The 13,641-nt window shown below is 55.1% G+C and carries 12 protein-coding genes; 5 read left to right on the top strand and 7 right to left on the bottom strand.

The window, feature by feature from the left end:
* Positions 1-215: 215 nt before the first annotated feature.
* The 7 genes from ACR02O_RS08785 to nikR all read right to left on the bottom strand — a co-directional run bounded on the left by ACR02O_RS08785 (position 216) and on the right by nikR (position 10,681).
* Positions 216-4,169 (bottom strand): cobaltochelatase subunit CobN, encoded by a 3,954-nt coding sequence (locus tag ACR02O_RS08785; protein WP_494523216.1) that lies wholly within the window; start codon positions 4,167-4,169, stop codon positions 216-218.
* Positions 4,156-4,491 carry a DUF2149 domain-containing protein gene (locus ACR02O_RS08780; RefSeq protein ID WP_026147208.1) on the bottom strand — a complete coding sequence of 112 codons (336 nt, stop codon included), beginning with the start codon at positions 4,489-4,491 and terminating at the stop codon, positions 4,156-4,158. The genes ACR02O_RS08785 and ACR02O_RS08780 overlap by 14 nt, the downstream gene beginning before the upstream one ends.
* On the bottom strand, positions 4,469-5,077 hold the full coding sequence (locus tag ACR02O_RS08775; RefSeq protein WP_033155583.1) for a MotA/TolQ/ExbB proton channel family protein: 609 nt from the start codon (positions 5,075-5,077) through the stop codon (positions 4,469-4,471). The genes ACR02O_RS08780 and ACR02O_RS08775 overlap by 23 nt, the downstream gene beginning before the upstream one ends.
* Before the next feature lie 211 nt (positions 5,078-5,288).
* Positions 5,289-6,395 carry a HupE/UreJ family protein gene (locus ACR02O_RS08770; protein WP_033155584.1) on the bottom strand — a complete coding sequence of 369 codons (1,107 nt, stop codon included), beginning with the start codon at positions 6,393-6,395 and terminating at the stop codon, positions 5,289-5,291.
* A gap of 10 nt (positions 6,396-6,405) precedes the next feature.
* Positions 6,406-8,610: a TonB-dependent receptor gene (locus tag ACR02O_RS08765; protein WP_101054834.1), complete on the bottom strand. Its 2,205-nt coding sequence runs from the start codon at positions 8,608-8,610 to the stop codon at positions 6,406-6,408.
* Between the two features lies 1 nt (position 8,611).
* Positions 8,612-10,048 carry a HupE/UreJ family protein gene (locus ACR02O_RS08760; protein WP_101054831.1) on the bottom strand — a complete coding sequence of 479 codons (1,437 nt, stop codon included), beginning with the start codon at positions 10,046-10,048 and terminating at the stop codon, positions 8,612-8,614.
* A 165-nt stretch (positions 10,049-10,213) separates the two neighbouring features.
* Positions 10,214-10,681, bottom strand: a complete 468-nt coding sequence (gene nikR / locus ACR02O_RS08755) for a nickel-responsive transcriptional regulator NikR (RefSeq protein WP_494523215.1) — start codon at positions 10,679-10,681, stop codon at positions 10,214-10,216.
* A gap of 128 nt (positions 10,682-10,809) precedes the next feature.
* Here nikR and ACR02O_RS08750 point away from each other — a divergent pair, with 128 nt between their 5' ends.
* The 5 genes from ACR02O_RS08750 to ACR02O_RS08730 all read left to right on the top strand — a co-directional run bounded on the left by ACR02O_RS08750 (position 10,810) and on the right by ACR02O_RS08730 (position 13,468).
* Complete coding sequence (locus ACR02O_RS08750) at positions 10,810-11,388, top strand: hypothetical protein (protein WP_033155587.1); 579 nt, start codon at positions 10,810-10,812, stop codon at positions 11,386-11,388.
* An 11-nt stretch (positions 11,389-11,399) separates the two neighbouring features.
* Positions 11,400-11,819: a hypothetical protein gene (locus ACR02O_RS08745; RefSeq protein WP_033155796.1), complete on the top strand. Its 420-nt coding sequence runs from the start codon at positions 11,400-11,402 to the stop codon at positions 11,817-11,819.
* Between the two features lie 9 nt (positions 11,820-11,828).
* Positions 11,829-12,218, top strand: a complete 390-nt coding sequence (locus tag ACR02O_RS08740; RefSeq protein ID WP_033155588.1) for a copper resistance CopC family protein — start codon at positions 11,829-11,831, stop codon at positions 12,216-12,218.
* Positions 12,215-12,841, top strand: coding sequence for a hypothetical protein (locus tag ACR02O_RS08735; RefSeq protein ID WP_033155589.1), 627 nt, complete (start codon positions 12,215-12,217; stop codon positions 12,839-12,841). The genes ACR02O_RS08740 and ACR02O_RS08735 overlap by 4 nt, the downstream gene beginning before the upstream one ends.
* Before the next feature lie 147 nt (positions 12,842-12,988).
* Positions 12,989-13,468, top strand: coding sequence for a hypothetical protein (locus tag ACR02O_RS08730; RefSeq protein WP_033155590.1), 480 nt, complete (start codon positions 12,989-12,991; stop codon positions 13,466-13,468).
* Positions 13,469-13,641 lie beyond the last annotated feature (173 nt).

Raw genomic sequence — 13,641 nt, 5'->3', positions numbered from 1 at the left:
ATGTTAGATTTATTTTTAATTCTTCTTACATCAAGAACAGGCCCCTACTTGAATTTCCCCCCTGAGGCGCCACGCTACTATTCATATCGAGCCTACGTGAGCCCCCTAAAATCCCTGTGGCCATCATCCCAACGAAAACGGGGATGATGGCTGCCGAATTTCCTGAGTTACCGCCCTCGCTGTAACAAGGAGGCCAGGGTTTTTCCAGCCAAGCGCTAGGCTTTGTACTTCCGCTGTTCCCAACTGCCGTGCCAATAACCGGCAACAAACAACAGCAAGATCGCAAAACTCAACCACCAGCTCTGCGCCGAACTCAAGGTTTGTTGCTGTTCAGTGCTTTCGCTGGCGGCTTTTTTCTCTTCCATCTCATAACCTTCCAGAGGCTTGGCGGCATCCGGCGCGGCTTGTGCTTGAGCCTGCGGTTGCTGAGCGGCTGGCGGCTGTTGAGATTGAGTAGGCTGCGGTGGCGTTTGAGCCGCTACGGGTGCCGGTGGCTGCGCTTGCGCACCGGGCGCGGCGGCTTTGGCGGCTTTGGCCGCATCCTGTTGCTCGGCCAGCTTGGTGATCTCCGGGCTGCTGCAGGTGTCCTTGTTGCAGGCCACGCCGGCCTTGGCGATGACTTCCCGGTTAACCTGCTCCAGCTTGGCTTTCACCGCCGGATCGGCCTGCCAATAACCTTTGTTGATCGCTACCAGCATCCGATCCACCATGGCCTGATAAGCCAGCAAGTTGTCGGCTTGCTCGAACTTTTTCTGGATGTCGAGCTGGTATTTGTCCTCGACATAGGTCTCGTACATGGCTTGCCATTTTTCGGCGCCAACCGCTTCCGGCACCGTCACCTGCCAGCCCCACAGGTTTTCCGCGACCATATTGATGAAGCGGGCGCCGGCGTAACCTTCCTTCAACATCGACTCTATCCACTTCGGGTTCAGGTAGCGACTCTGCATCTCCCGCCCCTGATAACGCTCCAAACTCATGGTCTTGGCCGCAGTTGGGTCAGCCAGATCGGCGACCAACACTTCCGGGGTTTTGCCGTTCACTTGCCTTGCCGCCATCGCGGTACCGCCCAGATATTGGAAGAAGTCGTCACCGTCCAGTGTGGCGTAGACGTTGCTGGAGCGGCTGTGGATCACCGCATCGGTATCCTTCAACGACAATTTGAACAAGTCCACAGCCAGCGTCGCGTCCTTGCTGGCTGCTTCGCCCCAATGACCGCGGCCGTAGACGTGGTGCATGCGGTTAAAGAACACGTCGGCCAGTTGCTTTTCGTCGGTCCAGGTATTGGACAACGGAATCGCTCGGTCCAGATTGGTGCCGTAAGCGCCGGACGGCACGCTGAACAAGCGGGCCGAGGCCATGTCTAGCGCTTCCTCCGGCTTCAAGCCGCGCTTGACCAATTCGGCCTGGGTTTCCTGGATATGCCGGCGTAACGGATTATCCGGCTCGTCCTGTTCCTGCGCCTTGGTTTCGGCTTGATCCAGTAGTTTGATCACCGAGGCAAACAAATCCCGGTACAAGCCGGACGGGATGATGGTGACATCGACGCGAGGCCGGCCCAGTTTGTCGCGAGCAATCACGTCCACGCCCTGGGTACGGCCGCGTTCGTCCCAGTGCGGTTTGACGCCGAGAAGATGCATGATTTCGGCTTCCATCACGCCTTCATGGCGCGAGCTTTCCACGCCCCACAAATTGAACACCAAGCGCTCGGGATAGTGGCCGTGCTGCTTTTTAAAGTCGGCGACCACTTGCTCGGCTAGCCGCGCGCCTTCGTTGTAAACCGCTTCGCTGGGAATCCGCGACGGATCGAAACCGTACAAATCCTTACCGGTCGGCAAGGCGTCCGGGTTGCGCAACGGGTCGCCGCCACTGCCAGCGGGGATGTAGCGGCCGGCCAGCGCATCCATCAGCGCGTTCATTTCGGCGTTGGCGCTATCGGCAATCAGTTTGGCGGTAGCCTGGATTTTTTGCTTTAAAGCCTCGCCTTTCAATTTCGGATCGCGGGCGACGATGGCTTCGGCGAAACGCTGCCTGGCCGCTTCGTCCGGCGCTTTGCCAAAAGTATGCAAACCCATCGGCACTTTCTTTTCGCGGATTTCCTTTAAATAATGCTCCAGTTCTTCCAGTTGCTCCTCGTCTTCGGCTCGCTCCATTTTCAGGTCCTTCAACAAGCCGGCCTTGGCGGCGATTTGATTGATCTCGTCCAAACGAATCTTCGCCAGTTGCTCGCTTTTTTGCGCAGCGACATTGTAGTCGTCCAATAAGCCGGCCAGTTTGGCCAGCTCCGGATTCAAGTCGGCCTTGTCCAGCGGCGGCGTCATATGCGAAATGATGGTGGCCATCGCTCGGCGCTTGGCCTGCAAAGCTTCGCCGACGTCGTCCATGATGTAGGGGTAAATTTGCGGCACGTCGGCCATCAAAATTTCGCCGGGATCGGCGGCGGTGAAACCGACTTCCTTGCCGGACAGCCATTCGTGGGTGGCGTGAGTGCCCAGGTGGATCATCGCGTCGGCGCGGTAGCCTTTTTGCAACCACAGATAAAACGCTACGTATTGATGGTGCGGCGGCATGGTCACGTCGTGATACAGCTTTTTGACGTCCTGCTCCCAGCCGCGCGACGGTTGCGGTGCCAGCAGCAAGTTGCCGTATTGCAGCGCAGGCAGGATCAAAAAGTGTTTACCTTTAGTATCGGTCCAGGCGCCGATTTTGCTGTCTTCCGGTTTGCCCCAAGACTTGAGCATGGCGGCTTTAAAGGTTTCCGGCAACGTGGCGAACCATTTTTGGTAATCTTCGATCGGCAACAACACCGCGCGGCCGCTGGCGGCGGCTTCGGCAATCGCGCCCGGCTCCCAGTTACCCAGATTGATACCGTGGTTCTTCACGGCGGCTTTCAAGGCTGCGCCGTCTGTCGGCGCATCACCCAATTGGTGACCTTCCTGACGCATGCGCTGCATGATGTTCAACAGCGATTCAGGCAGCACGTTCAAATACGAGGCGCCGATGTTTTCCTTGCCGGGCGGGTAGTTGTAATACAGCAGCGCGACTTTTTTGTCGGCGTTGGCGGTATGCCGCAACTTCGCCCATTTATCCAGGCGGTCGGCATAACGGGAGATGCGTTCCGGAATCGGCGTTTCCCGGACGAAATCCTGGCCGGTGGCTTTATCGTGCACGCTTTCTTTGCTGGCGACTACGGTCGGGGCGATTTCGCCGGCAAATTCCGGCAAGGCCACTTGCCAAGCCCGTTCCATCACATCCAGGCCGGTGGCCGATTCGGTCCATTGCGCCTGGCTTTGGCTGTTCAAGGCGATGCCGTTCAATACCGGCACGCCCAAGCGGGTCAAGGTCGGCACGGTTTTGTCCGGGCTGGCACCGATTTTAAGAGCCAACGCGGCGATGGCTTCGACGCGGGATTTGCCGTTGCCGTCGACCAGCATTTTTTCCAGGGTTTTGTCGTAGGGATAACCGAACGCCGGCAACACGTTGTAGCCCTTGGCCTCCAGATTTTCGGCAAGAGTTTTTACCGTATCGGTCTGGCCGGACAGCGCCGAGGAACGGTAAAACAAAATGGCTATCCACGGTTGGCCTGCTTTGAAACCCGCGTAAGCTTTTTGATAGCTGTCGAAATCGGCAAACAGCTTATTACTGCGCACATCGAAGGCGCCGATCTCCGGTTGGGCTTGCGGCGGCGCAATGTCGGCCTGGACGTTTTTGAATTTGGCCAAGGCCAGCCGGATCATATTGGCGGCATTGTCGGCGCCGCCGGCCGACATATAGGCTTGCAGGTCCTTATCCAGTTGCAGGCCGTAATCGGCGAAATCGGCGTCGTAACTCAAACCCACCGCGTACAGCTTGCCGCCATGCGCGGCGATCTGTTTAAACACCTCGCCGCCCTCGCGCAGAATGCCGCGGCCGGTGATTTGCGCCAGCACCAGATTGGATTGTTGCAATTCGGCCTGATCGGCTTGCGCCAATTTGGAGCTGGAATACACCCGCAACTTGACGCCTTGCAACAGCGGATCATTTTGCAGTTTAGCGGTGGCGGCGACAGCGGTTTGTGAGTCCAGATCGCCGAGAATCAGGCTAAGGTTGAGCGGCGTTTCGGCGAAAGCGCTGCTTGCGGCCAGCCATAGCAGCAGAGCCGGCAGCCAAAGCCAGCACTTATTCCGGTACATAAACCACCTTACCGTCGTTCAAGCGGTACGCAGTACCTAATCGTTCGCCGGAACCGCTAAGTTTGCGGTCGGTGACTTTGGACACTTTGATTTGCGAGCCTTTCTTGCTGACGATTTCCATGGTGCCGTCGGCGTTTTCCTTGGTCATCGTCACGGTGGATTCCGGATTCATCAAATCCAGCATGTTGTAGGCCATGAATAAGGCCACCATCATGCTGACGATGAACACCACGCTGGCGTCGAACAGATTGGCGACGCCGGCAATCGGATCTTCCAGCGGCTCGCTGTTACGATGCAGACTAGAGCGTCTCAGATAGCGCATGGCCGTCCTCCTCGATTGTCAAATCCGGCGCGTCCAGAGTCCGGCTGGCGGCCAGCTCGGCTTGATGGCGCATAGCCGCGAAATCGGCGCGCAGCCATTGCTCGCGCACCAAAGCCACCAGATAGGTGATCACGCCGCAGCCCAAACCGGTGACGGTAGCGGTAAACGCGGTGACCATGCTACCGGCCATGCTGGGAATATTGCCTTGCGCCAAGGCCGCCAGCGAAATCCCCATCGGAATCAAAGTACCCATCAAGCCCAGCGCTGGCCCCAATTTAATGACGAAACGCACCTGATCCAGTTTGATTAATTGCCGATGTTCGTGGGTTTGCAACAGCAACTCCAATTCCACATCCAGCGGCGCGGCATTGGCGCGTTGCTGGCGCCCCAGCGCGACGGCCAGATCGAGATTAAATAAGCGCACGGTACGCGATCCGGCCTGGCGCCGCTCGAGCCATTCCTGGGCCAGACGACCACAGGTGTAGATCGAATACGCTGCCAGCAAGGTGACGATCAGCAATACCGGCAAGTAGAGCGACGACGAGATCATGTAAAGAATTTGTTCTAGCGTATGGGTGAGTTCCACGGCCTTCCTCCTCTATAAAATTGTTGTTGTTTTATTAAAAAATCTATTTTTCTCAAGCGCTTACCCAAAGCCCCATCACCGGTTTACCCAAACGACAGGCAATAGCAATCCGTGGCTCTTATGAACCGTTTTTTTGATAAGGATTGATCAGGCCAGCGGGAGCCGGCCTTGTGCCAGTTATTGCGGGTTAGCCTCCCGCCTTGGGCTTTCTTTACAGCATGGTTCTCTCCACCAACCAGAATGCGCCCATCAAACTGACCGCAATCGAACCGGCTTTCAAAAACTTCTCGGCCGTCTCTATCTTATTATTTAGCCACCAGATCATCGGCAACACGATAGCCGCGACGGCGATTTGCCCGGTTTCTATGCCCAAGTTGAACGACAATAAGGGCAACAAAATCCCGGTATCGCCGGACGAAATATCCATTTCCTGCAAAACCCCGGCAAACCCAAAACCGTGGATCAAGCCAAATCCGAAAGTCAGCCAATGCCGCCCTTTGGGATGGTCGCCGCGGATGATGTTTTCTACCCCCACATAGATAATCGTCGCGGCAATAAACGGCTCCACGAAACTGCTCGGCAGTTCAATCAGATTAAGCCCGGCGCAAGCCAGCGTGATGGAATGGGCAACGGTAAAAAACGTGATGATTTTTAAGGCCGGCCAAAAGCTGTGAGTGACCGCCAACAGTGCGAACAAAAACAGCAAATGATCGTAACCGGTGAGAATATGCTCGATACCCAGCTTAAAAAAATCGCCGAACGCCGCAAACGGAGCTTGGGGGGACTCCGCGGCCACGGCGTTGGCGATTGGTAAACTGATTTGATCGTCGTGTTTGCCCAGCATTTTTTCGCTGAGCGCTTTGCCGTTGGCGTCCCTGACCGTCAAATACTGCTGATGGCCGTCGGGCAGCAAAGCCAAAAACTTCGACTGTACCAACAAAGCGGTTTGCACAGCTCCCGGATAGTGCAGTTCCACCCGCGCATTATTTTGATCGTCAAAGCTGACCTGTCCTGGTTCGCTGGGCAGAGCATCATGGCTATCGATATTCACGCGCAGTTGCTCGGCCAATAGTTTGGCAATAGCCGGCTTGGCCGCTTCGCGCTCGGCTTCGGTCACCTCCGCGTCCAAATCGGCATCCATCGGCGCAAAGGCTTCGATGTCTTGTAAGGCAAAAGTCACCTTGGCATCGAGTTGCGCGGGGTTGATCGTTACATCCAGCGAACTTAGACCGGGTGGATGCGCATAAACCCCGGCGGATTGCAGCGTTAACAACACTGCAATCAAGCTGATAGCCCAGTGGGTTGAAGCAAATTTCATCAGGCTATCCTTAAAAATTGACCGTGATGGTGCCACGCACCATACGTGGCTCGACCGGATGTTTCATCAGGCCGGCGCCAGAAACGCCGTTTGGATAGTTATATTCATAGTTGTAGGCAATATCGTTGCTTTGTGAACCGAGAATATTGAAGATGTCGACCTCGAATTTGTATTGCTTTTGCTTATAACCCGCACCCAAGTTGACGATGTTGGTATCGCCGGCCCAAACCGCGCCGGATTCATCCAGCGGCACGCTGCCGAAGTGGCGGAAACGCAAGGTGCCGAACAGACCGTTGGGGGCTTCGATCAGGGCACCGGCACTAATGACCCGGCCCACGGAATTGGGGATGTACTTATTGGTCGCACCATCCGGTGCTTTGTTGAATTGCGCCGTGGTCAAGGCATAGTCGGCATCCAGCGTCAGCCATTCGGTGGGTTTGTAGTAATTGGTAAACTCGATACCGTAGCGTTGCGATTTACCATTCACTTCGGTCGTTCCGGCATCGCCGACGAACACCAGCTCCTCACTGGATTGCAACCACCACAAGGCAAAGGTGCTGTTCAAACCGGGGATGATATTGGTACGCGCACCCACTTCGCCGCCGCGCGACCAGGCCGCCGGGCGGATGCGCGGACTAACCGCATTGCCATCGGGGTCAAACTCGGTGCCGGTGACCGGATGCACTTGCAGCGTGGTGCCGCGCGCGTCGTTGGAGTGATAGCCGTAACCGATATTCGCGAAGTATTCGGTGTTGTACCAGGGACCGACCACCAGACTCAATTTCGGGCTGATCATGGCTTTGCCGCGACTGCCGGAGTTAGCGGCGTTGGTCTCAGCCGTGCCACTGCCGCTGGCCAGCACTTCGACGTCATTATTAATGAAATCGCCGCGCAAACCGGCGATGGTGCGGACTTTATCGTGCCAGTGGGTAGTATTTTTGAAATAAGTACCCACGGTGGTCACACCAACATTGCTCTTGCTGACGGTATTGACGATCTGCCGGGCTGTGGTTTCGTATAGACCCAAGTCCATGATCTGGTCATTACGAAATTGCAGGCCAATGCTGTTGTCCATTTCAAAGCCGAACAGCTTGTTATAGCGGGTGTGTTCGAAATGACCGCCAGTTTGCACGCGGCGTTCGGTTTGCAAAATCTGGTCGCCGTCGCCGCCGCGGGTAAAGCCGCTGAAATTGGAGAACAAATTCAAATCGGTGTAGACCGCGTAGATATTCGCGTCGTTTTTCCAGTTACCGCCCTGGTTCCAGAAGCTAGCCGAAGCGCTATAGCGGTTGGTCTCGCCGCCGTCGGTCGGGTCCATGCTGCCGTACAGTCCGATGGCGCCGCTATCTATTGAGGCTTGCGGAATCTGGTTGGTGGCGGTCCAGCTATTGGTGTAAGCCTTGCCGTTAATCGCCATGCCCCAGTCGCCGCGATCCAGCGTGTAGCGCAACTGGCCGTTGAATTTTTTCGAATCTTCCGGCACTTCCCAGACGCCGTTGTAGAGATTGAATTCGCCGGCATACAGCAAATCGCCATCGCCGAGCTTGTTGGAGTTGGCCACCAGCGTTCGGTAGTAATCAAACGAACCGGCGGTAAATTTGGCAATGCCTTTATCCAACTTGTCCATACTGAACATTTTGGCGTAACCGGCCGCCGAGAAGTCCCCCACTTCCGCGTAATACGGGCCCTTGCCGTATTCCACTTTTTTCACCAACTCGGGAATGATGCTGTTGATGTCCATATAACCTTGGCCGTGGGCGTGGGTAGTCATATTCATCGGGATGCCGTCGACATAAGTCGTGAAATCGGTACCGTGGTCCAGGTTAAAGCCGCGCAGGAAGTATTGGTTGGCCTTACCCGAGCCGCTGTGCTGGGTGGCGATGGCGCCGGGTACTACTTCGACCAATTCGCCGTTACGCGAGAACGGCCGGTACTCAAATTGCTTCTGGCTGACTTCGCCTTGCGAAGCCGACGGCGCAATACCGATCAGATTCTTGCCGCGGCCGTCTTCTTCCACTTGCACCGCTTCCAGTTCTTCTGACTTAGCGGTTTTGACTTTCTTTGTGCTCTGTTGCGAGGTCTCTTGCGCCGTTTGTTCGACAGATTCCGCGTCGGCATTTGGTGCGGCGTTCAGATCCGCACAGGCCAGACCTAAAATAATTTCCAGGCCGATGACCAGGTGCTTCTTTTTGAAATAGGTATTGCAGGATTTCATCTCAGCTCCGGGAGGTATTTAGTAAAGGCGATGGGTGACGCGAAGCGCCGGCAGGGTGTTGCATAAGGTCTTCCTCGATGTGCGTTATTGTTTTAGTTGTTATTGTTTTTGGGGTATTGCCTGGACCGAAATCGGTCGAATTTTCTAAACCGCGCGCTATGAGCCGTTGAACGCCGACAGCGCGAGAATGAACCGGGAGGAATAAACGTGCCGAGCAAAGCGCTGGCTCGGGGAGCGAAAACTGCTTGCTGGAAACCACAGCCGCTAAAGCGTCCGGCTGTAACTCGTTAAATGATTGGGTATTAAAATCGCCGAGGAGAGTGCTGGCGAAAATCGGTTGAAGACGGGGCGCTTCAACAGTGGAAACCGGGGACTTGCGAAGAGTAAAAGAGGTGCTTACAACAAAGAAATTCGAATAGGCAGGCGGCGATGTGCGACCGACGCCACTGCTGGACAAATGCGTACCCGGCGTATGATTGATGTCCGGAAACAGCTGCCTGAAGTGTAAGTTGCCCAGTGCTGCCAGACCATCGAAATCGACGATAGCCTTGAACAGCACCGACAGATTCTGCAAATAAGCGCTCAATGAAGCACTGAGCCCAAGGGTTTGACCGTCCGTAGCGCAAGCCTTTGTCGCCGAATATCCGGCCGGACTACCCAATGCTTGACCGCCCGAAACCGCATCATCCAGCCCCATCGCAGCTACTTGCCGCTCAAAATCAGGCCGCTCGGCCAACGCTCCGGTATTGAATAAGTCCGTCCAGTTGCTCAACGCTGTTGAACTGGTATTCTGATTTAGCGTTGTAATGTTGCCGGTGTCGCTGACCATGGCGTCAGCGGCTCTGGCCATCGCGGCTTGCGAGAATAACAAAGTCAGCAAGCAGGTAACGGTCAACACCACCAATTTAGCCACCAGTATCCCGGCGCCGTGCAGCAACAGCGTCGCCAGCATAAAGCCCAGCGTGTAAGACAACAAACTAGCCGACGTAGATATTTCCTGGCCATGGGCAAAGCCGTGGAAAAACGCGAAAAAGGCGACGATAAAGACGTTGACCTTAGCGCTGAAACGAATTTTGCGGGTAATTAGCACGGCAAACACCGCGCAAGACAATAGGATGATGCCTTCGACACTGGGAATCGTCAGCCCGGCCGCGCCGGCCAATCCGCCCAAGCTCATCACGCCGACAAAAGCCAACGGCAACATCCAGATCGCTTGACCGCGTAATTGCGCGGCCCAGATCCCCACCGCCAACATGGTCAGCAGGTGATCCCAGCCCCCCAAGGGATGACTAAAGCCATTATTCCAACCGATATTGTCCAAACCGCCAGAATTATTGAGCAACGGAAATATCAACCCAAACGCCAAAGCCAGGCACGACGCAAGCCATAAACGGCTGCGGGCTGACTCTGTTAGCTTGGTTTGAAACTGAAATTGCATGAGATTTATCTGGGTTTATCGGTCTTAAAGCTCGATCTATGCGCCACGTAGGACAAAACGGAAAACCATCATACGATAGAAGTCACATTTTTTAAAATTATGAAGATTTAATAAAATATCTTATTATCTTCACCAACAAACTGCTCGTGCCGCTAACTCGGGCCTTCAAGTACGCGGATGAAAGTGGCTGTGAGCATGATCGTGGTGACCATGCTGGTGATGCGACATTGCCATTTTCACCGGCACCAAGTTTAGCGATGCGTGGCGCACACCGGTTTCGGCGGACATTTTGTCTGCCAGCGACCGAATTCGTTGAGTCATGCCGCGCAGGAACAAGGTTTCCATGCAGTCGTCGTGATCGAGATGCACATGCATGGACGACACGACCAGGTCGTGGGCGTTGTGTTGCAGGCTGGTTAGGCGTTCGGCTAAATTGCGTTCATGATGATTGTAGACATAGGACAGCGTGGCGATGCTGTAGATGGCTTCATCCTTGCTTAGGCGCTTGGTTTCGATTTCCTTGCGCAATAAATCGCGTACAGCTTCGGAACGGTTGGAGTAGCCGCGCGCTGCAATCCATTGATCGAATTCGGCGGCCAAATCGTCGTTGAGAGAAATGGTAAAACGTTCCAAAGTCGGCTCCTGTCGTTATTGTTATGGGATCGCCGATTATAACGCAAAGCCCTGATTCACTGGCGTTTACGCCGATATAGATACCCGCCGCACTGCCGGCGCGATTAAAACAACAAGAGGCATTTTTCATGTCCGCCGGACATTACATACACGACAACTTCAGCAAACTCGTCATTCGCAGCCAAGTCGGTATTGCCTTAACACTGCTGTTGATATTAACAGCTTCCGACTTTTGGTATCCGAGCGACTATAGCCTGAAGGCCGGCGTGCATGGCGTGAGCGCTATCCTCGCTGTCGTGGTCGGCACCTATCTTACCCATCGTGCCATTCCGTTGATAAAAGGCATGCACGTCAGACTTGAATCGTTGCGCCACTGGCTGCTGGCCGCCACCCTGCTAAATCTGGCCGGCGCGATTAGCGGCAACTGGATCTATATGCGCTACCGCGGACAGGACGGTCCGCGCGACTGGATATTGGCTCATGTGCCGGCAATTCATAACGTGCTGATGGAATTCAAGGAATTCGTCTCGCTATTCCCGTTTCCGCTGATGCTATTGGCAACCGCGACACTGTACTACTACGGCCTATCGATCCAAATGCGCCGCGACCTGACCCGCTTCGTCGGCATCACAATCCTGGTGTCATGGAGTTTTCTGATGATCGGCTTCGTGGTTGGCTTGGTACTGGCCAAACTGCGCTTTGTTTGACGGTGACCCGCGTGATACATAATCAAAACCAAACCGATTCCAATAACGAGCCCCTCTATTCCGGGCCGGTGGTAGCGGCCAGCCTAGCCCTATTATTGGCATTTTTGACCTTGATGGTCAGCCACCATATTTCGCGATTGTCGCCCGGCCTGGACAAGTTAGTGCATAGCTTCGGCTATTGGATTCCGGGTTCGCAAGGCAAGGGTCCGGACGGCAGCATAGGCTCGTATACGGGCAAGGAAACCCTGGCTATCGGCGTCTGGTTATTAAGTTGGCTGGCATTTCATTTGCTCTGGCGCAAACAGGATTTGGATCTGACGACCTGGACCCGGGTTTTCGTCATTAGTCTGGCGGCGATAACCTTGGGCTTCTTTCACCCCTTATCCGATCCGCTGGTACTGTTCATCGCCGGTTTCTTCGGCCTGCCCTAAGGAAACTCCATGCGTAAGCTTTTAAATCCATTCATCCCGGTGTTGCTGGCATTGGCCAGCCCAATTAGCCTTGCCGAAGGCGTGCTGTTAAAGTCCGACCCCAAAAATAACGCCGAAGTGACCGGTTTCGACGGCACGGTGAAATTCTGGTTCAGTGGTAACGTCGGCGAGCGTTCACCTTCGGTCGTCGTCGTCGATGCCCAAGGCAAGCGGGTGGACAACGGCGATGCCCGCCTAGTCCTCGGCGAACGCCATCGGCTAACCGCCACCACCCAAACATTGCCGCCCGGCGATTACGCCACCCGCTACCGGGTGATTACCGAAGACGGGCTAATCGTCAGCGGGGTTTCCAAATTTTCCATCGTCGCCGAATCGGCGCCCGGGGAGGCCAAACCATGATTCGTATCAGCCGACTTTCCGCTGCTTTATTGTTGTTCACGACCGGCTTGCAACTGGCTATGGCATCGGTGCCGCTGGGCGGTAACCGCAAAGGCGCCAACGGCAGCTACGATCTTTACGGTTGCATGCTGACCAATGACTATTACGTGGTCAATTTTGCCGCCTACCAGATCGATCCTAATCGTGCCAAGGACGACAAATCCGTACCTCAGGCCGAATGCGTCGATCTGCCGCACGTCGGCAAAACTCAGATTGCGATCGATTTGCTGGATCTGGATGTACGCAAGAAGCCGGTGGCATTGAAAATACTACGCGAAGACGGCCAATCCATAGCCGAATTACCGATGGCCGTGGTTAAGCAAGGCGTATTGACGACGACAGTGGATTTTAAAACGCCGGGTAAATACCAAGCCGTGCTGTTCGTCAAGGACGACGACTTGCATACGCCACCGGAGATCAGCGCGCTTCACATGCCGCTGACCGTTGGCTTGCTTGTGGAACCAACGGCCACTAGCGGCAATAGCCTATGGATTTTGGTGGGGTTGCTGGGCGGATTGATAGCACTGGCGGCCTACTTAGTGCCGCGCTGGCTAAAGCCCAATCCAGCTCATACACCGCGTTAACCCCGATTTCGTCGCTCCGACCACAACGGGCCTGCCTGCCGTAACCACATGCTAGGGGCCGAACGAAAAGATGCCGGCGCGCCGCGTATGTCGCGACCGTCGGTAGTCAATACCCTGCTTTCACTCTGTCTTGCAAAGGAACCCCCTATGACACCAATCCGATTTAAATCGACCATACTGGCCGCTTGCGTGTTATCGCTAACCGCCTGTGCCTCCCATCACCACCACGATGAACAGCACGCCGACGCCGGTTTCGTACCAGGCCTGGGTGAAATCATGGCGCAAACCGCCACTCGCCACGCCAAATTATGGTTTGCCGGTCAGGCCGAAAACTGGGCACTGGCGGCCTATGAAATCGACGAACTGCACGAAGGGATGGAAGATGCCGGTAAGTACCACCCCACGCATAAGCAGATCAAACAAGCGATTCCGGAATTGATCGCCCAATATGTCGACCAGCCACTCACAGCGCTGGAACAAGCGATAAACGCCAAAAACAAAGCTGAGTTTATTGCCAATTACGATAAGCTCACCGCTGGTTGCAACGCCTGCCACCAAGCCACCGAATTTGGCTTTAACGTGGTTCAACGCCCCAGTCTCAACCCCTTTGCCAACCAGGCTTTCTAACCAACGGTAAAAGCCAACTTCTGCCGTCATCGAAGTTGGCACACTCGAATAACAGTGGGAGGTATCGGCGTTTTTTGACGTTCATTTTCTTGCCTATCCCTGTGTAAAACGACCCGTTATTTCTTCATCGCGCTATTTTTTCCGGCCTCTTAAATTGTCCACGCCGACCCAGT

The organism is Methylomonas sp. PHL2-19 (assembly GCF_059331595.1).
The sequence above is the reverse complement of the archived record's forward strand: the minus strand, read 5'-3'. Positions and strand labels throughout refer to the sequence as shown.

Bases quoted from the DNA above. Each gene is read 5' to 3' on its own strand.
- ACR02O_RS08785 (WP_494523216.1), bottom strand. From the start codon at position 4,169: ATGTACCGGAATAAGTGCTGGCTTTGGCTGCCGGCTCTGCTGCTATGG.
- ACR02O_RS08780 (WP_026147208.1), bottom strand. From the start codon at position 4,491: ATGCGCTATCTGAGACGCTCTAGTCTGCATCGTAACAGCGAGCCGCTG.
- ACR02O_RS08770 (WP_033155584.1), bottom strand. From the start codon at position 6,395: ATGAAATTTGCTTCAACCCACTGGGCTATCAGCTTGATTGCAGTGTTG.
- ACR02O_RS08765 (WP_101054834.1), bottom strand. From the start codon at position 8,610: ATGAAATCCTGCAATACCTATTTCAAAAAGAAGCACCTGGTCATCGGC.
- ACR02O_RS08760 (WP_101054831.1), bottom strand. From the start codon at position 10,048: ATGCAATTTCAGTTTCAAACCAAGCTAACAGAGTCAGCCCGCAGCCGT.
- ACR02O_RS08750 (WP_033155587.1), top strand. From the start codon at position 10,810: ATGTCCGCCGGACATTACATACACGACAACTTCAGCAAACTCGTCATT.
- ACR02O_RS08740 (WP_033155588.1), top strand. From the start codon at position 11,829: ATGCGTAAGCTTTTAAATCCATTCATCCCGGTGTTGCTGGCATTGGCC.
- ACR02O_RS08735 (WP_033155589.1), top strand. From the start codon at position 12,215: ATGATTCGTATCAGCCGACTTTCCGCTGCTTTATTGTTGTTCACGACC.
- ACR02O_RS08730 (WP_033155590.1), top strand. From the start codon at position 12,989: ATGACACCAATCCGATTTAAATCGACCATACTGGCCGCTTGCGTGTTA.